The following is a 21,301-nucleotide window of genomic DNA, read 5'->3' on the forward strand; positions in this document are numbered from 1 at the left end:
GGGACGGCACCTGCCGGGATATGTTGGTAGGGCTAGTCCCTCGGCAGGTGCCCGGGACGCTGCCGCTACGACGTCTGGGGAAATCGGGAACATGGACCAGTTGGCACTCATTGTTGGATTGCTGCTTGCAACGGTCGTGGCCGTGGGCTTGGGGGACCGCTTGCGGCTCCCGTACCCGGTGCTGATGCTGTTGCTGGCTGCGGCGATGACCTTCATCCCTGGCTTCCCGGACTTTGAGCTTGCGCCTGAACTGATCCTCCCGATCTTCCTCCCTCCGTTGCTCTTCGCGACCGCCCAGAAGAGTTCCTGGGCGGTCTTCCGGGTCCGTTGGCGGACGCTTCTGCTCATGGCGGTGGCACTCGTGGTCGTTTCGACGGCGGCCGTTGCCGGAGCCGCGTGGCTCATGATTCCAGGGATCGGCATTCCGGCGGCGATCGCACTGGGTGCCATGGTGGCTCCGCCGGACCCCGTGGCGGTTGAATCCGTTGCCGGCCGCGTCCACATGCCGCGCAGGCTCATCACCGTGCTGCAGAGCGAAGGGCTGTTCAACGACGCCGCCGCCATCGTGATCTTCCAGACCGCGGTGGCGGCGACGGTTTCCGGCACCAAGCTGGGGGCCGGCGTCGTGCTCCAATTCGTCATCGGTGCTGCCCTGGCCGTCATTGTCGGCATCGCGATGGGCTGGTTGACGAGGCTGATCACCAAGCTGGTCACCTCCATGGTGGCCCGAAGTGCCGTGACCCTGGTGATTCCTTTCGCCGCATACATCCTGGCTGAAGAGCTGCACGCCTCGGGGGTGATCGCCGTCGTCGTCACGGCCCTCGAGACACAGCGGCACGCGCGGTCCCAGGACGCGGCCGAGCGGGTCACGCGCACCGCATTCTGGGACGTGGTGGAACTCCTTGCTACGGGCCTGGCGTTCGGCCTTGTGGGGCTGGAGATCCGGCATGTGATCCGGGATGAAGGCGCCGCCATTTACGGCATGATTGGCCCGGCCGTGGCGGTGTGCGTGCTCGTGTTCGTTGTCCGCTTTGCTTGGCTCGGGCTTTTGGCAATCTCGGCCCGCAAACGGAAGAACCTCCTGCAGCCCACCTCCCCCAAGGAGGTCCTCATCCTGACCTGGTGCGGCATGCGCGGCCTCGCGACGCTCGCCCTTGCCTTGGCCCTTCCGCTGACTATTGCCGACGGCAGCGACTTCCCTGCCCGGCACGAGATCCTGGTCATCGCCTGCGCGGTACTCCTCGCCACCCTGGTGCTGCCGGGGCTGACCCTTCCGTGGCTCATGCGCGTGCTCAAGTCATCTGAAGACGGTTCGCACGAAAAGGACGCCGCAAGGCTCTTGGCCAAACGCGCCCAGACTGCCGCCATCTCTGCGCTCAAGGAACACGATCTGATGAAGGAGTTGCCGGCGGACAAGGTGGCCCTCGTCAAGGAAAAGATGACCCGCCTGCATGCCGAGCTGCTTGACGGGACATTGAAGAATGAGTCGGACGCTGAGAAGCGCCAACGCGGCAGGGAACTGGCGATCGCAGTCCAGACCATAGCCCTCGACGCCGCGCGCCAGGAAGTGGTCGCGGCGCGGAGCGAGCCCGGGATGGATCCCGAGGTGGCGGACCGGGTGCTGCGCCAGCTCGACCTCCGGACGATGGCGATGCCGGACTAGCCGCCGGCGCCGACGGGAAACGGCCGGACAAGCCGCTGAGGGGCCTAGGCGCGCCGCAACACCAGATCCAAGGAGTTCTTCTCTACGTGGTCGAGTGCGTGGCGCACCGCGCCGATGCCCACAATCGCATCGCCCAATGGAGATGCCGCCAACCGCGGGGGAGTGGCGGTGTACGCAGCCAGCTTCCGCGCGGCCGGCTCAAGAAGGACCGACGCCGAATCTGCCACCGCGCCGCCAATCACCACGAGCTCCGGGTTGAGCAAGATGGCCACCGTGGAGACCACCCGGGCCAGCCGGTCCGAAAGCCGGTCCAGGATGCTCAGCGCCACCTTGTCACCTTGGGCAGCGGCGGCGAAGACGTGCTGCGCCGTCACCTCGTGGCCTGGGGGCGCTGCCGTCCGCAGCATGGTTTTCGACTTTCCGGCCAAGGCTTCCGCTGCCCACAATCTGGCCAGCGCGGCGAGGCCGTCGGCGGAGCCCACACCGTCCACCATGTCCAGGTAGGCCATTTCGCCAGCGCCGCCGCGGCTGCCATGAAGCAAACGGCCGGATTCCACCAGGCCCGCACCGAAACGCTCACCGGCAAGGAGTACGGCCAGGTCCTGGACGCCGCTGCCGGCTCCGCGCCAACATTCGCCCAATGCCGCCAAGTTGGCATCGTTCTCCAGCATGACCGCCCATCCGTGCAGATCGTGCAGGGCCTTCTTCAGGCCGACGTCGAACAGGCTCCAAAACGGCTGGCTGACGAGGATGTTTCCGTCGCGGCCCACCGGGGCAGCAAGCCCGACCGTCACCGCAAGGACCTTGTCCGGTGCCACTCCGGCGGCCTCGAGGGCTAGCAGCGCGGTTTGGCTGATGACGCGGATCCGTTCCTCCGCTTCGATCTCCCTGGCGCGAAATGGCTCGCTGGCCCGTCCGACGGTCCTGCCGCGCAGATCGGCCACCACCACGGTGGTCTTGAGGACGCCGACGTCGATTCCCAAGACGCAGCCGGCGCTTTCGTCGAGCTCGAAGCGCCGCGCCGGGCGCCCCTTCTGGTAGGTATCGGAATCCTTTTCCAGCTCGCGGATCCAGCCCCGGGCCATGAGGTCTTCGCACACGGAAATGGTGGTGGCTCGGGTCAGGCCGGTGGCGTCCATCAGCTCCGAAACAGTCACGGCGTTGGAGGAACGGATGGCTCCGAGCACGGTGGCTGCGTTGAACCGCCGGAGCATCTGCGGAGTGGCAGTCGCGATTTCAGCCATGGCTGTTGACCTCCTGTAGGTATGCGTCACATAATACTTGAGGTACTAAATTTAGATTCTAAATAAAAGTCCCATCCATCGAAACGTCGACACAGAACAGGATTCCCTTTGTCCTCCACCGCCACAGTGGCAACCCACACCGACTCCGAGCGCATGGCCGATCCCAACTGGTGGCGCCAAGCGGCTGTCTACCAGATCTACCCTCGCAGTTTTTCGGATGCGAACGGCGATGGCCTGGGCGACATCAAGGGCATTACCGCCAAGGTTCCGTACCTGAAGTCCCTCGGCATTGACGCCGTCTGGTTGAGCCCGTTCTACCCCTCGGCCCTTGCTGACGGTGGCTACGACGTCGACGACTACCGCAACGTGGACCCCAAGTTGGGCACCCTGGCCGACTTCGATGAGATGGCGGCCGCCCTGCACGCTGCGGGCATCAAGTTGATCGCGGACATCGTCCCGAACCACTCCTCGGACCGGCACGAATGGTTCAAGGAGGCGCTGGCGTCCCCGAAGGGCTCGGCAGCCCGTGAACGCTACATCTTCCGCGACGGCCTGGGTGAGAACGGCGAGCTGCCCCCGGCCGACTGGGACTCGATTTTCGGCGGCCCGGCCTGGGAACGCATCACCGAGCCGGACGGCACTCCCGGGCAGTGGTACATGCACATCTTCACCAAGGAGCAGCCGGACTTCAACTGGGACAACCCCGAGGTCCGCAAGGACTTCCTGAAGACCCTGCGCTTCTGGTCCGACCGTGGCGTGGACGGCTTCCGCATCGACGTCGCCCATGCCCTCACGAAGGACCTGCCGGAGGTGCTGCCCTCCAAGACCGAGCTGCCCAAGGAAGGCGACAACGCTTTGGGCGCCCACCCGTTCTGGGACCGCGACGAGGTGCACGAGATCTACGCTGAGTGGCGCAAGGTCTTCAACGAGTACAACCCGCCCCGGACAGCCGTCGCCGAAGCGTGGGTCCACGCAGACCGCCGCGCCCGCTACGCCAGCCCCGAGGGCCTGGGCCAGGCCTTCAACTTCGACCTCCTCCAGGCCGATTTCGATGCAGGCCAGTTCCGCACGATCATCACCAAGAACCTGAGCGAGGCTGTTGCATCCGGTGCTTCCTCGACCTGGGTCTTCTCCAACCACGACGTCGTTCGGCACGCGACCCGCTACGGTTTGCCCGCGCGTGGGGGCCGTGACGGCTTGGGCCAGGACGGCAAGCAGTGGCTGCTCGACGGCGGTTCGGCCGCCGACGTCGACGCAGAGCTCGGCTTGCGCCGTGCCCGCGCCGCGTCGCTGCTGATGTTCGCCCTGCCGGGTTCCGCGTACCTGTACCAGGGCGAAGAACTGGGCCTGCAGGAAGTCGGCGACATCGTGGCCGGCCAGCGCCAGGACCCGGCGTTCTTCCGCAACCCGGGAGTGGACGTCGGCCGCGACGGCTGCCGTGTCCCGCTGCCGTGGACCAGTGAAGGTTCGTCGTTCGGCTTCGGCGATGGACATGCCCACTTGCCGCAGCCTGAATGGTTCGCGGGCTACGCCGTGGAGGCGCAGGAGAACGTTCCCGGCTCCACGCTGGAGCTGTACCGCAAGGCCCTCGAACTGCGTTCGGAACTACGGGCGGCCGAGGATCTTGAATGGATCCCCTCCGGCAACGAGTCGGTGCTGCACTTCGCGCGGCCCAACGGCTGGCAGTCGGTCACCAACTTCGGCACCGAGCCGGTGGCACTTCCGGAAGGCACCGTCGTCGTGAGCAGCGCACCGCTCGAGGCCGGCAAGCTCCCGGCAAACACGACGGCCTGGATCGTCTAGTCCCCAGTCGCTCCCTCCGCTCGCAAGCTCGCGAGGGAACCCGGCGACCGTGGCCCCATTCACCCCTGACCGCTGACCCAACTGGCCCGCAGTTAATGTCGTTTTGAAGGCTGCAAACGACAACAACTGCGGGTTAGTTGCATGTGAAAGAGTTTGAAAATGACTGCAAAAAGCAAAATCGCATCCGGCCGGCTCATCTATGGCTGCATGGGCCTCGGAGGTCCTTGGGAGGGCAGCGAATACGGCGCTGCCGAAGTCGATCAGGCCGCGGCCGCGATCGAAGCCGCCATGGGCATCGGGATCGACCTGTTCGACCACGCCGACATCTACCGCAGCGGCAAGTCCGAGGCAGTCTTCGGTGAAGTCCTGGCCAGGACGCCAGGGCTGCGGGAGAAAATCCAGCTCCAGACCAAGTGCGGAATCCGGCTCGGCCAGCCCGGAGTCGAAGGGCATTACGACCTGAGCAAGGACTCCATCCTGGAACGGGTCAATGGAAGCCTGGAACGGTTGCGGACCGACTACGTCGACGTGCTGCTGCTCCACCGTCCCGACCCGCTGATGGAACCCGCGGAGGTGGCGTCCGCCGTCGGGCAGCTCATCGCGGAAGGCAAGGTGCGGCAATTGGGCGTGTCCAACATGTTCGGCGCGCAGATCGCCTTCCTGCAGGACCAGCTTGAGGTGCCGATCGTGGCCAACCAGCTGGAAATGAGCCTGCACCGGCGTGCCTGGCTTGAGAGCACCGTGCTGGTCAACCACGACGATGCCCTCGGCTACAGCTTCCCGCACGGCACTTTGGAACACTGCGTCGGCCAGGGGATTGAGCTGCAGGCGTACGGTTCCCTCGCCCAGGGCCGGTATACGGGCTCGACGCCGGTTTTCCCGACTGCCGCGGACACTGCGACTTCCGCTCTTGTCGCCCAGCTCTCGGACGCAAAGGGTGTCACTCCTGAGGCTGTGTTGTTGGGGTGGCTCATGAAGCATCCGGCACGCATTTCCCCGGTGCTGGGCAGTTCCAACCCGGCGCGGATCGCTGCCTGCGCGGATGCTGCCGCAGTTGCCGCAGCCATGACGCGGACCGAGTGGTACGGCCTGTGGGTGGCTGCGCGGGGCAGCAAGCTCCCCTAAGCGCGTTAAGCCCAACTGACTCGCAGTTGTTGTCGTTATGAGGGCTCATAACGACAACAACTGCGAGTCAGTTGGGCCAAGGCAGCTACAACAACACATGCGTGCTACTACAGCGGTGCGACAACGGAATAGGTGCTTGAGTCACCCTGGATCGATTGGCTCTGCTTGCCGTCCACACCGACCGGGATGTCGCCGGCGACAGTCACGCGGTTGAGCTTGCGCGGCTGGCCGTCGTAGTTGTCGGGGGCGTAGTGCTGGGTGATGCGGTTGTCGAAGAGCACCAACTGGTTCGGTTCCCAGTTCACGCGCACCACGTTCTCCGGTCGGGTGACGTAGGCCTGCAGCAAGCGGATGATGTCCTTCGACTCCGTGTTGGAAAGCCCCACGATCCGCAGGCGCTGCGCGAAGCCCCCAATGAACAATCCGCGCTCGCCGGTGAGGGGATGGACACGCACCACGGGGTGGGCGGTTTCGAACTTGATCCGGGTGAATTCCTTGCGGCGTTCATCGGCATTCCCATGCTCGAGGTTCTTCGGCACCGAGTAGTCGTAGTCGTTGGTGTGGATCGCCCACAGCGTGTCCGCGAAGTTCCGGAGCTCGTCCGGCAAGTCCGCGTACGCTCCTGCCGAAGAAGCAATCAGGGTTTCGCCTCCATACGACGGAAGGTCGATGCTGCGCAGGGTGGAAGCCTGTGGCGGGTTGACCACGAATGTGACGTCGGTGTGCCAGTTGTTGGCCGAACCGTTTTCGCTGTCCACGGGCAGTACGTTCTCTTCGCCCTCCACGGAGGCCACGGTCGGATGCGCCGTGGTGAGCGGGCCGAAATGGCTTGCGAATTTCACCTGGGCCTCGTCGCTGAGAATGTTGGCCTCGCGGAAAACGAGGGCCTTGTGTTCGTTGAGCGCGGCCCGGATCTGCCCCGCGGTTTCCGGGGAGAGATCGCCGCTGAGGTCGAAGCCGCGGATTTCGGCGCCGATGCGGGATCCGAGCTTGGCGAATTCCAACTTTGTTTCGGTGATGACGGGCATTTTTGTTCCTTTTCTGTTGTGACTTACGGGATAGATGGATTGACGGTCAGGACCCGGACCCGACGGCGGTCCGCCAGCGGGAGAAATGGCGTTCCAGGGCCACGAGGAGGAAATTCACGGCCAAGCCCAGAAGGGACACCGTGAGAATGCCGGCGTACATGTCCGGTATAAGGAAACTGCTCTGGGCATTCACGATGAGGTAGCCGAGCCCCGCCTTCGCCCCCACCATTTCCGCGGCGATCAACACCAAAATGGAGGCCGTGCCGGCCATGCGGATTCCCGTGAAAATGGTGGGCACCGCGGAAGGCAGGATCACCTTGCGGAACAATGCGAGGCTCGAGAGGCCGAGCGATTTCGCGGCCCGGATGAGCAGCGGATCCACGGTCTTGACGCCCGCGATCGTGTTCAGCAGAACCGGAAAGAACGCCGCGTACGCCACGATGCTGATCTTTGACTCCTCGCCGATCCCCAGCAGCAGTGTGAAAACAGGCAGCAGGGCAAGCGCGGCAGTGTTGCGGAACAGTTCCAAGAGCGGGTTCAACACCGAATTGAGCCGTCCGTACCAGGCGATCAGCAGACCGAGGGATACGCCAGCCACAAGGGCCGCGCCGAAACCCGACACCGAACGGGTGAGGCTCGCGGCCAAATGCCCCTGGATGCTGCCGGATTCGAACAGCTTGCCCCACGCGGCCAGGACCTCGTGCAAGGGCGGCAGGAATACCCGAGTTGACGGGCTGGCCAGATATGTCGGCCCTAGTTCCCAGAGAGCCAGGAACGCGATGATCCCCGCAGCCTTCCACAGGCCGGAACCGGTGCGGGCGGCGGCCGTCCGCACGAAGGCGAGTATCGCCGTCGTGCTCCAACGCTCCGCCTCAACAGGACCGGAGTGCCCGACGGCGGGCGCTTGCTTGGGCGCGGCGCTCGCCGCAGGCTGTTGCGCGAGTGTTGTCGTCATCAGGCTGCGCTCCTTTCGAGAGTTGTTCCCGGACCTTCATCCGGGGCCGTGCCGTCCGGCAGGATCTTGCGATGCCCGGCGTCCTGGGCCAGGCGGACTTCGTCGTGCAACAAGGTCCAGACCTTGTGCCGTTGTTCGACGAAGGCGGGGTGCGAGCGGATGTCGTCCTCGCCGTCTCGGTCCGGGATGTCCACGTCCACGATTTCCTTGAGCCGTCCGGGCCGGGCGCTGAGGACGGCGACACGCTGCCCGAGGTACACGGCCTCGTCGATGCCGTGCGTGATGAACACGATCGTCTTTCCCGTGGCCCGCCAGATCCGCAGGAGCTCGTCCTGGAGCTGTTCGCGGGTCTGGGCGTCCAACGCGGCGAAGGGTTCGTCCATGAGGAGCACATCGGGCTCATACGCGAGGCTCCGGGCAATGGCCACTCGCTGCTTCATGCCGCCCGAGAGCTCATGCGGGAAACGGTCCTCGAAGCCGGCCAGGCCAACCAATTTGAGGTATTCGCTTGCCTTGGCGGCACGTTCGCGGCGATTGAGCTTGCGCCCGTCCGTGCCCTTGCCTTCAAGCCCGATCGACACATTGGCCGACGCCGTGCGCCAGGGAAAGAGCGCATACTGCTGGAAAACAACGGCACGATCCTTCCCGGGTCCCGTCACAGGCTGGCCGTCCACCAATACCTCGCCGGAGGTGGGCGCGGACAGGCCAGCCAGGAGGTCCAGCAAGGTGGTTTTGCCGGAACCACTCGGCCCCACCAAAGTGAGGAATTCGCCGTCGCGCACGTCGAGGCTCAAGGAGTCGAGGGCGGTCAGCGTAGTGGGCTCTTTCGCGCCGGGCGGGGAGGTCTTCGCGCCCGTGGAGCCCTTGCCGGGGCGGATGGTGAATTGCTTGGTGACATCGCGGAGGCTGATTTTGGCGGTCATCGCTATCCCTTCGCCGTGCTTGTTGGGGTGCTTGATTCGAGGTTGTTGAACTTGTTGGTGTAGTACTTCGACGGTGTGAGATCGTTCTTGACGATTCCCGAGCTCTTCAGCCAGGCAGACCAGCGGGTGAAGTCCTCATCCTTGATCACGCCGTTGTCGGGTACGCCGGGGCTCTTCCAGTACTGCAGGTTCGCGGTGCTCTCATTGCGTCCGCGGGCGTCGATGATCTTCTTGAAGCGCGCGATCACTTGGTCGCGCGGCGTCTCGGTCTCCCACTTGATCGCCTTGGCCACGGCCGTTGCAAAGGTCCGCGCCGTGTTGGGGTTCTTCTCGATGAAGTCGTTGCGGAGCACGTACTGTCCGCCGGCGAAGGTGCCGAAGAGTCCATAGTCGCTGAAGAGCGAGCGCAGTCCACCGGCGGCAACCGCATGGTCCTGCAGGACCCCGCCCAGGCTTCCGACGTCCACTTGGCCGCGGCGGACGGCTTCCTCGGTGTCGTTGGGCGCGAGCACTACCAGTTGTACTTGCTTGATTTCGTCCTGGCTGAGGCCGTTCTTGCTGAGATAGGTGTTGATGACGGCTTCGGAATGGGCACCCAGGGTATTGACTGCAATTTTCTTGCCGATGAGGTCCCTGGCGGTCTTGATGGGGCTGTCCGCCTTGACGTAGAAGCCGTTGAAGGTCTTGGCGTCTTCGCCGTAGTAGTTCACGACGGCGGTCACCGGAGCCCCCGCCTCAATCAGCTTCACCACTGCCCCGGCGAACGCACCGCCGAAGTCGGTCTGGTTGGTGGCCGCCGACTGGATGTCCTGGGGACCGCTGATGGTGTTGCCTACCCAGTTGAGTCTGATGTCACCCAGGTAACCGAGGTCCGCCGCCAGTTCGGGGAGCCCGACGTTGTTGGCCGAGCCTTGGTAGCGGAGCTCTCTGACTTCCGGCTGACCGGCTGTCTGGCCTCGGGCCTGGTCTCCCGCTTGGGCATTGCCGCCGCAGCCGGTCACCGTCAGCGCAAGTACGACGGCGGCCGCGACGCTTAGCAGGGGCTGGTGCAGTTTCATGGGAGCTACTTTCTGGGGAGTGGATTTCGTTGGTCCGGACGTGGTCTCGAGTAGACCGAACTGCCGGTGGGAACGATGTAAGCGCATGTCCACTGCTCAGGGGAAGCCCGGCAGTAACGCCCGGAAACGCCGGGAAACCGGGGGAAATCCGGCGAAATGCGCGCGCAACTCCGGGCAATGCAAGGACACATTTCGCTTCGCGTCGCGGGGTTGAGCTGCGTTGAGCTGCGGGCTCCCCAAAGCGCGCCAAACCCAACTGACTCGCAGTTGTTGTCGTTTTGACGGCGCATAACGACAACAACTGCGAGCCAGTTGGGGCGGGGTTGCCTGTCACAATCGTTTTGTTCGTATTGATGCTCACACCGGTGCCAGATTCTTAGCGTTCCTGGCGGCTGGCCGGATACGGTAGATACATGACGTCAAGCACCGCCGCCGAGTCCATTCGGTCAACCCGCAAAATTCCCGCAGACATTGCCCGTTCCTGGCTCCTCGTGAACGCCATGAAGACGGAGCTTTTCGACCAGTCGGCGTTGTCGCGCGCGGACGCCATCATCCTTGACATCGAAGACGCTGTGGACCCCTCCCAGAAGGACATTGCCCGCGACAACGTCATCAACTGGCTGACCGACGGTGGCCAGGCCTGGGTCCGCATCAACGACGCCACAAGCGCGTTCTGGGCCGATGACCTCGCCGGTCTGCGTGGCACCCCCGGTCTGTTGGGCGTCATGCTTGCCAAGACTGAGTCCGCGGATCAGGTCACCGAGTCCTTCCACCGCATGGACGGCAAGACCCCGGTGGTCGCCCTCGTGGAATCGGCCCTCGGCATCGAGGAAGCCAACCACATCGCCCGCGCCCAGGGTGCTTTCCGCCTAGCCTTCGGTTCGGGTGACTTCCGCCGGGACACCGGCATGGCCGCCACGCCTGAAGCGATGGCCTACCCGCGTGCCAAGCTCGTCGTCGCCAGCCGCGTCGGCAACCTGCCTGGCCCCATCGACGGCCCGACCGTCGGCACCAACCACCCGATCCTGCGAGAGCAGACCGGCATTACTGTGACCATGGGCATGACCGGCAAGCTCTGCCTGGCCATCGACCAGACCACGGTCATCAACGAGGTCATTAGCCCCACGCCGTCGGACGTTGCCTGGGCCACCGATTTCATGAACGACTTCGAAGCCAACGGCAGGGTCATCCGCGACGGTTCCGACCTCCCGCGCCTCGGCCGCGCCGAAAAGATCATGAAACTCGCCGTGGCCTTCGGGGTCCAACCCTCCCTGTAAGGGCGCCCACCGACGCTCGCTCACTTATGTCCGGCTTTTTCAGGGGCTCGCTCACTTATATGGCCAAATGCCGCGACGCTCGCTCACTTATGACGGCAATTCCCGAAACCCTTCTGCACAACTTGTGCAGGAGGGTTTCGCTCTAGGCGGTCAAGGGTGAGCGAGGGTTTCGCTCTAGGCGGTCAAAGGTGAGGGAGGGTTTGAGGAAAGGCGGTCAAAGGTGAGCAAGCGTTGGTAGGTTTGACGGGTTTCCGGCTCTGCAGGACCCGCTGCTCTGGCAAGTGCCCTAAACTTGGGTGGTGCTGAACGAATTCTGGGCCACGGCCTCTATCGCCTACAAGACGCTGGTTTTCGGCGCGATGGGGCTTATTGCCGTCGGGATCATCCTTACGATCATCGGCAACGCCTCCCATAACCAAGGCCTTGCGCTGACGTCATTGTTCGTGATCGGGCTCGGCCTGGTCCTGCATGTTGTGGGCATGGTGGTCCGCGGACAGCAGGTCCGCAAGGGCTTGAAGAAGTAGCCTGCCGGAGCATGGCGATGACCAAGCATGCGGTGGTGATCGCCGGAGGAGGCCCTACAGGGCTGATGCTCGCGGGCGAACTGGCGTTGGCCGGCGTCGACGTCGCGATTGTCGAGCGGCGTGCAAACCAGGATCTCGCCGGCTCACGTGCGGGCGGTTTGCACTCACGCACCATCGAGGTCCTCGATCAGCGCGGAATCGCTGATCGGTTCCTGTCCGAGGGGCAGGTCGCCCAGGTCGCGGGGTTCGGCGGCGTCCGTTTTGACATCAGCGACTTTCCCACGCGGCACAACTACGGGCTCGGGCTGTGGCAGAACCACATCGAGCGCATCCTGGCCGGCTGGGTCGCCGAGCTGGCGGTGCCGATCTATTACGGCCGCGAGGTGACCGGGTTCGCGCAGGACGAGACCGGCGTCGACGTCGAGCTGTCCGCCGGCCAGCCGTTGCGCGCGGAATACCTCGTCGGGTGCGACGGCGGCCGCAGCCTGGTCCGTAAAGCAGCCGGAATCGAGTTCCCCGGGTGGGATCCGACCACCAGCGCCCTGATTGCCCAGGTCGAGATGGCCGAGCAGCCGCCATTGGGCGTCCACCCCAACGCCTTCGGCATTCACTCCTTCGGCAAGCTGGACTACAAGATTCTCGACGGCAAGGTGGTCTACGCGGATGGCGGGCCCGTGGGGGTCATGGTGACCGAACAGCATGTCGGACCCACCACCGAACCCACTCTTCGTGACTTGAGCGAGGCGCTCGTCGCCGTATGCGGGACGGATTACGGGGTCCACAGTCCCATCTGGATTTCCAGATTCACCGATATGACCCGGCAGGCCGCGAGCTACCGCGACAGACGGGTCCTGCTCGCCGGCGACGCCGCACACGTGCATGCCCCGGACGGCGGACAGGGCCTCAACACGGGTGTGCAGGATGCCGTGAACCTGGGATGGAAGCTGGCCCAGGTGGTCAAGCGGACATCGCCGGAAAGCCTCCTCGACACCTACCACGCGGAGCGCCACCCGGTGGCCGCCCGCGTGCTGCGCAACACAATGGCGAGTGTCGCGCTTCGCCGACCGGACGAACGCACGAAGGCCGTGGGCGAGGTCGTTACCGAGCTCCTCGGCATGGAGGAACCGCGCAAGCGCTTCGCCGCGATGCAGTCTGGCCTCGATGTACATTACGACGTCGGCGAGGGGCACCCGCTGCTGGGACGCCGCATGCCCGATCTCGACCTCGTCACCCCGAGCGGCCCGTTGCGGGTCTTCAGCCTGCTGCACGATGCACGACCGGTGCTCCTCAATCTTGGCGAGCCCGGCGGCATCGACATAGCGCCGTGGGCAGACCGCGTTCAGCTGGTCGACGCCACATACCCTGGTCCTTGGGAGCTTCCGGCACTCGGGGCGGTCGCCCCTCCCGTCGCGGTGTTGATCCGGCCGGACGGATATGTGGCCTGGGTGGGAGACCGAACCCGGCTGGGCCTCGCTGACGCGCTCACCACATGGTTCGGACCGCCTGCCGCGGAGTAGCGGCCTGCCTTCGATGCTAATCCGGAGACACGTCCCGGGCCGATAGGGTTGGACTATGACTATTAACCCGGATTTGCAGGGCCGCAGTTACCCTGCCGCAGAGGTGTACGACGTCGGCCGCGAAAAGATCCGGGAGTTCGCCCGGGCCGTGAAGGCCACCCATCCCGCGCACTTCGACGTCGAAGCCGCCAAGGCCCTTGGCCACAGCGACCTCGTCGCCCCGCCGACCTTCGCGATCATCGTCGCCCAGCGGGCCGATGCCCAGCTGATCGAGGACCCGGATTCCGGCATTGACTTCAGCCGCGTGGTGCACGCCGACCAGCGCTTCACGCACCACCGCGCGATCGTTGCGGGGGACCGGTTGCGGGCCGAACTGCACGTCGACGGCGTCCGTGCCATGGGCGGCGGGGCCATGATCACGACGCGTTCGGAAATCTTCGCTGTCCGCGAGGACAACCAGCGCGAGAGGGTCGCCACCACCACCTCGTCCATCCTGGTCCGCGGAGAGGGACAGTAACCATGAGCTTGAAACTTGAAGAACTCACCGTCGGGCAGGAAATCGGCACCCGCAGCATCGAGGTCACGCGCCAGGACCTGGTCAAGTACGCCGGCGCATCCGGCGACTTCAACCCGATCCACTGGAACGAATCATTCGCCACCGGCGTCGAACTTCCCGGAGTCATCGCCCACGGTATGTTCACCATGGGCTCCGCCGTGCAATTGGTGAGCGACTGGGCCGGCGACCCCGCCGCCGTCGTCGACTACCAGACGCGCTTCACCAAACCGGTGCTGGTCGCCGACACCACCGGGACCAGCGAGCCCGGCGCCGTGATCGAGGTTGCCGGAGTGGTGGGAGCGCTCGACGTCGAAGCCCGCACCGCGCGCATCGACCTGACCGTCACCTTTGCCGGCCAGAAGGTCCTGATGAAGTCCCAGGCCGTTGTGAAGCTCGCTTGAGCCAGCTGCAACAATCAGCACCTCGCGCCACCGCGGCAGAATTGTCGCGGTGGCGCAATGCTGTGGTGGCCGCATACGGCGCCAGCGGCCTGGCCTTCTCGTCCTGGGTCTCCCGCTTGCCCGCGATCCGCGATGGGCTGAACCTGACGCCCGGCACGGTAGGGCTCCTGCTGATGTGCATGACTGTGGCATCGTTCCTCTCCGTGTCCGCATCCGGGGTGATCGTGATCCGGCTCGGATCACGACTGACCACGCGGATCGGCGGCGCCATGGTTGGCCTGGGACTTGCGGTTGCCGGTTTTGGCACGTCTGTGCTGGTCAACCCGGTGGTCGTGGCGCTTGGGCTCATGGTGATCGGCCTCGGCACGGCCAGCTGGAATACGGCATCCAATGTAGAGGGAGCGTCGCTGGAACGCGCCCTTGAACGGCATATCATGCCCCGGCTCCACGGATCCTTCAGCCTCGGCACCGTTGCGGGCGCAGGGCTCGGCGCTTGGGCTGCAGCCGCGGGACTGCCGGTCTTTTGGCATCTGGCCGCGGCCGGCCTGGTGGTCGCCGTCTCGGTGGTGACAGCCGCTGCATGGTTCCGTGCGGATATCACCCGCCATTCCACTGCACGAGGTCCCGCGAAGGCGTTCAAGCCCGGAAAACCGGACACCTTTGAAGATCCTTCAACCGGCCCCCTGCCCATCATCCAGCCGGGCCAGCAGGGACCGGCTGAACCGTTGGACAGCAAGCGCATGGTGGCGCGGGCGTGGCGCGAACGGCGGACCCTCCTGCTTGGATTGCTCGTCTTGGGGCTCGCCTTGGCTGAGGGCGCGGCGGGGGACTGGGTGGCCTTGGCGTTGGCCGATGGCCACGGTCAATCCGACGCCGCCGGAGCCATCGGCTATGGAATTTTCGTGACGTTCATGACTGTGGGCCGCTTTGCCGGGACCGTGGTCCTGGACCGCTTCGGACGTGTGCCTGTGATGCGTTGGTGCTCGGCCACGGCTGTGGTCGGGCTGGCACTCTTTGTCTTCGCCCCGGTGCCGTGGCTCGCCTTCGCGGCCCTGGCCATCTGGGGTCTGGGTGCCTCTTTGGGGTTCCCGGTGGGTATGTCCGCTACCGCGGACGATCCGGCGTACGCAGCGGCCCGGGTTTCGGTCGTCTCCACGATCGGCTATGGGGCTTTCCTTTGCGGTCCGCCGCTGTTGGGGTTGCTGGCGGAGCACTTCGGCATCCTGCATTCCTTGCTCGCCGTCCTGGTCCTGCTCGTCGCCAGCTTCTTCCTGGCGCCCGTCTCGCGGAAGCGCGCGCCTGAACCGGCGCATTCCTGAACCGGCGCGTTCCTGAACCGGCGCGTTCCTCAGTCGGCCAGGGCAGGCAATCCCCGCTAGGCTTGTTTGGTGACCCAGACGATGCTTTCCGAACTGACCACGGCCGCCGTTGGTGGCCCTGCCGGCGCCTTTGTGGAGGCCCGCACCGAAGCGGAAATCATCGACGCCGTCCGCTCGGCGGATTCTGCGGGCGAGAAACTGCTCATCATCGGCGGGGGATCCAACCTGCTGGTCTCCGACGCCGGATACCCGGGCACCGTGCTCAAGATCGCTTCGCAGGGCTTCACCGTCAACTCGGAGGATAGCTGCGGCGGAGTCTCTGTGGTGGTCCAGTCCGGGCACAACTGGGATGCCTTCGTAGAGCACTCGGTACTGCACGCGTGGTCCGGACTGGAGGCGCTCTCCGGCATCCCCGGAGCAACGGGCGCCACTCCTGTACAGAATGTGGGCGCCTACGGTGCCGACGTCTCCCAGACCATCGCCGCCGTCCGCACCTGGGACCGCGAACGCAACGCCGTGCAAACCTTCGCCAACTCCGAGCTCAAGTTCGGCTACCGGGACTCCATCCTCAAACAGACCACCACCGAGGGCTCACCGCGTTATGTGGTGCTGACAGTTGAATTCCAGCTGCCGCTCGGACGCATGAGCGCGCCCATCCGGTACGCGGAGCTGGCCCGGTCCCTCGGGGTCGAGGCCGGAAAGCGTGCGTATTCCAACGACGTCCGGCGCGAAGTCCTTCGGCTGCGTGCCTCCAAGGGCATGGTCCTGGACGCTTCGGACAGGGACACGTATTCCACGGGTTCCTTCTTCACCAACCCGATAGTCCCGGCGGCAGCGGCCGCGTCACTGCCTGAGGGAGCGCCGCAGTACCCGGCCGGAAACGATGGCCTCGTCAAGCTGTCGGCAGCCTGGCTGATCGACCAAGCCGGCTTCGGAAAGGGCTTCGGACTGGAACCCGCAAGCGTCTCCGGCGGCCGGGCCTCGCTGTCCACCAAGCACACCCTGGCCATCACCAACCGGGGAGGAGCCAGCGCGGAGGACATGGTGGCGATCGCGCGCGAGGTGCGCCGCGGCGTCGTCGAGCGCTTTGGCATTGAACTGCACCCGGAGCCGCTACTAATCGGGTTGGCCCTGTAGGAACCCGCGAGGAACGCGCTTCAGCGCTTTCCGCTCGGGAGAACCTTGTTGAGGAGCAGGAATGTCAGCCCGCAGCTGGCGGCCCCCAAGAGGAAGATCTGGCTGAAAGCTATGCTCTGCGGCGACGGACCGCCGGGCGAAATCCAGCCGGCTGCCGCGAAGCCTGCGACGCCCAGGAGCATGACGACGGCGGCAAGCAGGAAGCTGCGCACTTGATCGCTCGCGCCTGTCTGGAACCCTGGTTCGGGATCGTCAACGTGCCGGTCGGACGATGGCTGGCACGCGGCGGCAAGGCCCAGGAGGAGGGCTGCGGCGCCAGTAGCGGCGAGCCCCACCTCTTGGACAGTCTGCATCGACGGGGACAATCGCACCCCAGCGCCAACAGCTATTGCCAAGCCGCAGACAAGCCCGACGGCGGCGGCGCACCAACCAGCGGCCGCTAACCGCCGGCTGAGCGGCCGCAGCAGCGGACCTAACTCACCGAACAGCATTCCCCTAGCGTAGGAGGGCCCGCTGGAAGGCCCCTGTGAGCGGGATGGGAGTTCCTCCAGCATGCTAATGAGGACCGAAGCTGTCCGCCGTGCGTCCTATGATGGGGCCATGGCAGCTTCGGCGAAGATCAGGGTCACTCCCAAAGTCATGGGCAGGCTGCGCCTTGCGAGCCAAGGATTGCTTGGGGGATTCAGCAGCCCGGAGGAATGCGTCTCCAGGATGGGCGCCATGCAGGCCCAAGACCTCGCCTCGGCGTTCTGGGCGGTGGGGCAGCGGGTTCCCGGTTCGGGCCTCTCGAAGGTGTTGGAATCGCTGGAGAACGGCACAGTGGTCCGGTCCTGGCCCATGCGAGGCACGCTGCACCTGGTTCCACCGCAGGATTTGCGCTGGATCCTGGCCATCACCACCGGGCGATCCATGCGTTCGGTTGCCGCACGGCACCGGGAGCTCGGCATCGACGACGCAGATGTCGCGACGTGCCGGGACCTTGCACTTGAACGCGTCGCCGGAAGCCCAGGCGCCACGCGCGAGGAACTTTTCAAGATCTTCGAATCCGCAGGCCAAGTGACCACGGCCCAACGCGGGATCCATTTGCTGTGGATTCTGTGCCAGAACGCTTGGCTGGTCCAAGGACCTCCGGCCGGCACGGCAGGCAAAGCCCTTGGGCAGCAACTATTCGTGGCCTTCGAGGAGTGGATTCCGGAATCCAAGAGGCTGGGCCGAGAAGAAGGGATTGCCGAATTCCTGCTCAGGTATATACGCAGCCACGGACCGGCCACGCTCTTGGACTTCGCGTGGTGGACCCAGATCCCCAAAGCCGAAGTCCGGGCAGCCCACGAGGCTATTCGCAGCCAACTCGTTGAGCTCGTCTTCCGGGAAACGTCCTATTGGCTGTCGCCGGAGACGGCAGCACTGCTCGACGACGGCGTTCCCGGCTCGCGGACGGTCCTCGCCTTGCCTGGATTCGATGAATTCCTGCTGGGGTATACGGACCGCAGCCTTGTCCTGCCCCCGGAGCATTTCCAGAAGGTCGTTCCGGGCGGCAACGGGGTCTTCAAACGGATGATCGTGTCCGGCGGCGAGGTGGTAGGCACCTGGTCCCGCAGCGGCACCGGCCGGACCGCCGTCGTCGAGCCCGAACCGTTCGCCCCGGAAGGCCTGACTCCGGCGGCCAGGCGCTCCTTCGAAATCCAGGCCGCGAAGTACCTGCGGTTCATGGAGAGTTGAGGGCACCCAACTAATCCCCCCGCCACCCTCGCCTCGCAAGCTCGGCCAGGGAACCCTGGCGGCGTGGGCCCCCGCAGTTGTTGTCGTTATGAGCGCTCAAAACGACAACAACTGCGAGTCAGTTGATGAAAGCAGGACTCCTAGAGGGTGCCGGTAGCGATCTTCAGCATGCGGCGCAGCGGCTCGGCAGCACCCCAGAGGAGCTGGTCGCCCACGGTGAAGGCGCTGATGTATTCAGGGCCCATCTCGAGCTTGCGGATACGGCCCACGGGGATCTCCAAGGTGCCGGAGGCAGCCACGGGAGTGAGGTCCGCCATCGAGGCTTCCTTGGTGTTGGGCACAACCTTGGCCCACTCGTTGTCAGCGTCCAGCAGCTTCTCGATTTCTGCGACGGACAAGTCCTCGCGCAGCTTGAGCGTCAGTGCCTGGGAGTGCGAGCGCATGGCGCCGATACGGACGCAGAGGCCGTCCATGACCACGTGGTCCTTGCCCGGTTTTCCGTTGCCCGTGCCGAGGATCTTGTTGGTTTCCACCCCGGCCTTCCACTCTTCCTTGGACTGGCCGTTGCCGAGGTCGGCGTCGATCCACGGGATCAGGGAGCCGGCCAGCGGCACGCCGAACTGGGTGGCATCGACGCCGGAGCGCTGGGTCGCCAGGACCTTGCGGTCGATCTCGAGGATCGCGGAGGCGGGATCGTCCAGTTCACTGCTGACTTCGTTGTTGAGGGTGCCGAACTGGTTGAGCAGTTCGCGCATGTGGCGGGCACCGCCGCCCGAGGCCGCCTGGTAGGTCATGGAGGTACCCCACTCGACCAGGTTGTTCTTGAACAGGCCGCCGAGCCCCATGAGCATGCAGGAAACCGTGCAGTTGCCGCCGATGTAGTCCTTGACGCCGCCGGACAGGCCTGCGTCGATGACGTCGCGGTTGATGGGGTCCAGCACGATGATGGAGTCGTCGTTCATGCGCAGCGTGGACGCGGCATCGATCCACAGCCCATCCCAGCCACGGCCGCGCAGCTCACCGTGGACTTGCTTCGTGTAGTCGCCGCCCTGGGCAGTGACAATAATCGGCAGCTTGGCAAGAGTCTCAATATCGAACGCGTTCTCGAGCTTGCCTGAGCTGCCTTCTGCTGTACCAGCGAATGACGGCGCGGCACCTCCCGCGTTCGAGGTGGAGAAAAATACCGGGTTGATGTTGGCGAAGTCGCCCTCTTCCTGCATGCGCTGCATCAGGACGGAGCCGACCATGCCACGCCAACCGACCAGTCCAACGGACGGATTAGCTGCTGTAGTCATTGGACCAGTCTAGACTTTCGCGGCTCCCGGCCGCTGTCGGTTACGTCACGAGGAAATCCGCGACCCACCCAATTGGCTGGCAGTAGATGCCGTTTTGGGGGCACAAAACGACACTTACTGCGAGTTACTTGGGCGAGTTGTCGGGTTCTTCCAGCAGGGCTGCCTTGCGGGCGCGCAGGGCGTAAAAGGCGCCAAAGGCGAAGACCTGGGTCACCACTATCAGGACGATGATCCCGAGGATCTTGTTGCCGCCCAGGATCATGGTGAGCCCAACGATTGCGGACAAGAGCGCGAAGAGCGGCAACAACATGTAGCCGAGCACGAACAGGGTCTCAGGTTTCTTCAGCATTCTCAGTCTTCCGTCCGGCGCCACGTGGCGATCCGGTAGTTGGTGCCGTTCTTGGACGTCAGCCAGCCTTCAGCCGGCTCCGTCGCCTCAAGATTCCAGGCCTCGCCGAACTCCGGCGCGAACGTGTCGCCGTCGGTGTCGGAATCGATGACCGTGATGACGGCGACATTCGCGATATCCACGGACTGCCGGTAAATCTCGCCCCCGCCAATAATCCAGACATTCTGGCCGCCCGGTGCGAACTGGGACTCGAGCAGGGCGGCGTCAAGGGAGGAGACCACGACGGCGCCACGTGCTTCGGGCGAGTCCGCCCAGCCGTGTTGCCGGGTCACCACGATATTGGTGCGGCCGGGCAAGGGCCGGTACTTTGCGGGAAAAGACTCCCAGGTTTTCCGGCCCATGATGACCGGATGTCCTGTTGTCAGCCGGCTGAAGTGCCGCAAATCTTCGGGAACGTGCCAAGGCATGGTCCCGCCCTTGCCGATCACTCCGCTACCGGTCTGTGCCCAAACCAGGCCGATCCCGTTGAGCGTTTCCGCGGCCTTCCCGGAGGAAGGCGACTCCGCGGCAGGAGTTTCGTGGGTGTTCATACCGCCACGGGCGCCTTGATGGAGGGGTGATGGCGGTAGCCGACCACCTCGAAGTCCTCGAAGGTGTAGTCGAAGATCGAGTCCGGCTTGCGGGCGAAGCGCAGCTGCGGAAACTCGTAAGGCTCCCGGGAGAGCTGCTCGGTGACCTGCTCCACGTGGTTGTCGTAAACGTGGACGTCTCCGCCGGTCCAGACGAAGTCGCCGGGCTCAAGACCCAGTTGCTGGGCCACCATGCAGGTCAGCAACGCGTAGGAAGCGATGTTGAAAGGAACGCCCAGGAACATGTCGGCCGAACGCTGGTACAACTGGCAGGACAACTTGCCGTCGGCAACGTAGAACTGGAAGAACGCGTGGCACGGCGGCAGGGCCATGTCCTTGATCTCGGACACGTTCCATGCCGAGACGATGTGCCGGCGCGAATCCGGGTTGGCTGCCAGGCCCTTCATGACTTCGGCGATCTGGTCAATGTGCCCGCCATCGGGGGTCGGCCAGCTGCGCCACTGCACGCCGTACACCGGGCCGAGCTCGCCGTCGGCGTCCGCCCATTCATCCCAGATGGTGACGCCCTGCTCCTGGAGCCATTTCACATTGGATTCGCCGCGGAGGAACCACAAAAGCTCCAGCGCGAGCGATTTGAAGTGGACCCGCTTGGTGGTTATGAGCGGGAAACCCCGGCTCAAATCGAAGCGCAGCTGGCGGCCGAAAACGCTCCGCGTGCCGGTGCCCGTGCGGTCCGACTTGTGCGTGCCGTTGGCCATGACGTCACGCAGGAGGTCTTCATATGGGGTTGGGATGCTCACGCACCCAGCTTACTGGAG

21 protein-coding genes are annotated in these 21,301 nt (G+C 64.9%); 11 read left to right on the forward strand and 10 right to left on the reverse strand.

The genetic code is table 11. The features are described from left to right. Positions 1-91 precede the first annotated feature (91 nt). A complete protein-coding gene (locus ABD742_RS03455; RefSeq protein WP_234749001.1) occupies positions 92-1,663 on the forward strand; it encodes a Na+/H+ antiporter in 1,572 nt (523 codons plus the stop codon). A gap of 44 nt (positions 1,664-1,707) precedes the next feature. On the opposite strand, the gene ABD742_RS03460 is transcribed toward ABD742_RS03455, so the two are convergent. Continuing rightward, complete coding sequence (locus ABD742_RS03460) at positions 1,708-2,907, reverse strand: ROK family transcriptional regulator (RefSeq protein ID WP_234749002.1); 1,200 nt, start codon at positions 2,905-2,907, stop codon at positions 1,708-1,710. A gap of 108 nt (positions 2,908-3,015) precedes the next feature. On the opposite strand from ABD742_RS03460, the gene ABD742_RS03465 reads away from it, so the two are divergent. Both ABD742_RS03465 and ABD742_RS03470 read left to right on the forward strand, forming a co-directional pair. Further along, positions 3,016-4,710 (forward strand): glycoside hydrolase family 13 protein, encoded by a 1,695-nt coding sequence (locus ABD742_RS03465; RefSeq protein ID WP_234749003.1) that lies wholly within the window; start codon positions 3,016-3,018, stop codon positions 4,708-4,710. A gap of 159 nt (positions 4,711-4,869) precedes the next feature. Then, on the forward strand, positions 4,870-5,835 hold the full coding sequence (locus tag ABD742_RS03470) for an aldo/keto reductase (protein WP_234749004.1): 966 nt from the start codon (positions 4,870-4,872) through the stop codon (positions 5,833-5,835). 107 nt (positions 5,836-5,942) lie between these two features. Here ABD742_RS03470 and ABD742_RS03475 read toward each other — a convergent pair whose 3' ends face one another. Genes ABD742_RS03475 through ABD742_RS03490 form a run of 4 tightly spaced genes read right to left on the reverse strand, consistent with a single transcriptional unit; the run spans position 5,943 to position 9,799 of the window. Next, a complete protein-coding gene (locus tag ABD742_RS03475) occupies positions 5,943-6,863 on the reverse strand; it encodes a TauD/TfdA dioxygenase family protein (protein ID WP_234749005.1) in 921 nt (306 codons plus the stop codon). Positions 6,864-6,909: 46 nt separating this feature from the next. Continuing rightward, on the reverse strand, positions 6,910-7,818 hold the full coding sequence (locus ABD742_RS03480) for an ABC transporter permease (RefSeq protein ID WP_234749006.1): 909 nt from the start codon (positions 7,816-7,818) through the stop codon (positions 6,910-6,912). Beyond that, complete coding sequence (locus ABD742_RS03485; protein WP_234749007.1) at positions 7,818-8,741, reverse strand: ABC transporter ATP-binding protein; 924 nt, start codon at positions 8,739-8,741, stop codon at positions 7,818-7,820. Before ABD742_RS03485 ends, ABD742_RS03480 begins: the two co-directional genes overlap by 1 nt. A gap of 2 nt (positions 8,742-8,743) precedes the next feature. Continuing rightward, positions 8,744-9,799, reverse strand: coding sequence for an ABC transporter substrate-binding protein (locus ABD742_RS03490; RefSeq protein ID WP_234749008.1), 1,056 nt, complete (start codon positions 9,797-9,799; stop codon positions 8,744-8,746). A 413-nt stretch (positions 9,800-10,212) separates the two neighbouring features. Between ABD742_RS03490 and ABD742_RS03495 the strand changes: the two genes are divergently transcribed. The 7 genes from ABD742_RS03495 (at position 10,213) to ABD742_RS03525 (ending at position 16,530) form a co-directional block, all read left to right on the forward strand. Then, the gene (locus tag ABD742_RS03495) at positions 10,213-11,076 is read left to right on the forward strand and encodes an HpcH/HpaI aldolase/citrate lyase family protein (RefSeq protein WP_234749009.1); all 864 of its coding nucleotides are present in this window, start codon (positions 10,213-10,215) and stop codon (positions 11,074-11,076) included. A 299-nt stretch (positions 11,077-11,375) separates the two neighbouring features. Then, positions 11,376-11,600, forward strand: a complete 225-nt coding sequence (locus ABD742_RS03500; protein WP_078108083.1) for a DUF3188 domain-containing protein — start codon at positions 11,376-11,378, stop codon at positions 11,598-11,600. A gap of 17 nt (positions 11,601-11,617) precedes the next feature. Further along, entirely contained in the window at positions 11,618-13,117 is a 1,500-nt protein-coding gene (locus ABD742_RS03505; protein WP_234749010.1) for an FAD-dependent monooxygenase, read from the forward strand. 55 nt (positions 13,118-13,172) lie between these two features. After that, positions 13,173-13,634 (forward strand): FAS1-like dehydratase domain-containing protein, encoded by a 462-nt coding sequence (locus tag ABD742_RS03510; protein ID WP_234749011.1) that lies wholly within the window; start codon positions 13,173-13,175, stop codon positions 13,632-13,634. Between the two features lie 2 nt (positions 13,635-13,636). Continuing rightward, complete coding sequence (locus ABD742_RS03515; RefSeq protein ID WP_234749012.1) at positions 13,637-14,074, forward strand: MaoC family dehydratase; 438 nt, start codon at positions 13,637-13,639, stop codon at positions 14,072-14,074. Continuing rightward, complete coding sequence (locus ABD742_RS03520) at positions 14,071-15,393, forward strand: MFS transporter (RefSeq protein ID WP_234749013.1); 1,323 nt, start codon at positions 14,071-14,073, stop codon at positions 15,391-15,393. Before ABD742_RS03515 ends, ABD742_RS03520 begins: the two co-directional genes overlap by 4 nt. A gap of 69 nt (positions 15,394-15,462) precedes the next feature. Next, the gene (locus tag ABD742_RS03525; RefSeq protein WP_234749014.1) at positions 15,463-16,530 is read left to right on the forward strand and encodes a UDP-N-acetylmuramate dehydrogenase; all 1,068 of its coding nucleotides are present in this window, start codon (positions 15,463-15,465) and stop codon (positions 16,528-16,530) included. 20 nt (positions 16,531-16,550) lie between these two features. Here ABD742_RS03525 and ABD742_RS03530 read toward each other — a convergent pair whose 3' ends face one another. Further along, a complete protein-coding gene (locus ABD742_RS03530) occupies positions 16,551-17,021 on the reverse strand; it encodes a hypothetical protein (RefSeq protein WP_234749015.1) in 471 nt (156 codons plus the stop codon). Between the two features lie 109 nt (positions 17,022-17,130). Between ABD742_RS03530 and ABD742_RS03535 the strand changes: the two genes are divergently transcribed. Continuing rightward, positions 17,131-18,249, forward strand: a complete 1,119-nt coding sequence (locus ABD742_RS03535; RefSeq protein WP_234749016.1) for a winged helix DNA-binding domain-containing protein — start codon at positions 17,131-17,133, stop codon at positions 18,247-18,249. 140 nt (positions 18,250-18,389) lie between these two features. Here ABD742_RS03535 and asd read toward each other — a convergent pair whose 3' ends face one another. The 4 genes from asd to ABD742_RS03555 all read right to left on the reverse strand — a co-directional run bounded on the left by asd (position 18,390) and on the right by ABD742_RS03555 (position 21,283). Beyond that, positions 18,390-19,544 (reverse strand): aspartate-semialdehyde dehydrogenase, encoded by a 1,155-nt coding sequence (asd, locus tag ABD742_RS03540; RefSeq protein WP_234749017.1) that lies wholly within the window; start codon positions 19,542-19,544, stop codon positions 18,390-18,392. Between the two features lie 124 nt (positions 19,545-19,668). Beyond that, the gene (locus ABD742_RS03545; RefSeq protein WP_234749018.1) at positions 19,669-19,893 is read right to left on the reverse strand and encodes an NF038396 family protein; all 225 of its coding nucleotides are present in this window, start codon (positions 19,891-19,893) and stop codon (positions 19,669-19,671) included. A gap of 2 nt (positions 19,894-19,895) precedes the next feature. Beyond that, positions 19,896-20,483: a dihydrofolate reductase gene (locus ABD742_RS03550; protein WP_234749019.1), complete on the reverse strand. Its 588-nt coding sequence runs from the start codon at positions 20,481-20,483 to the stop codon at positions 19,896-19,898. Then, complete coding sequence (locus tag ABD742_RS03555) at positions 20,480-21,283, reverse strand: thymidylate synthase (protein ID WP_308193809.1); 804 nt, start codon at positions 21,281-21,283, stop codon at positions 20,480-20,482. Before ABD742_RS03555 ends, ABD742_RS03550 begins: the two co-directional genes overlap by 4 nt. Positions 21,284-21,301 lie beyond the last annotated feature (18 nt).

The sequence above is a fragment of the Arthrobacter ramosus genome (assembly GCF_039535095.1).
GTDB lineage: Bacteria > Actinomycetota > Actinomycetes > Actinomycetales > Micrococcaceae > Arthrobacter > Arthrobacter ramosus.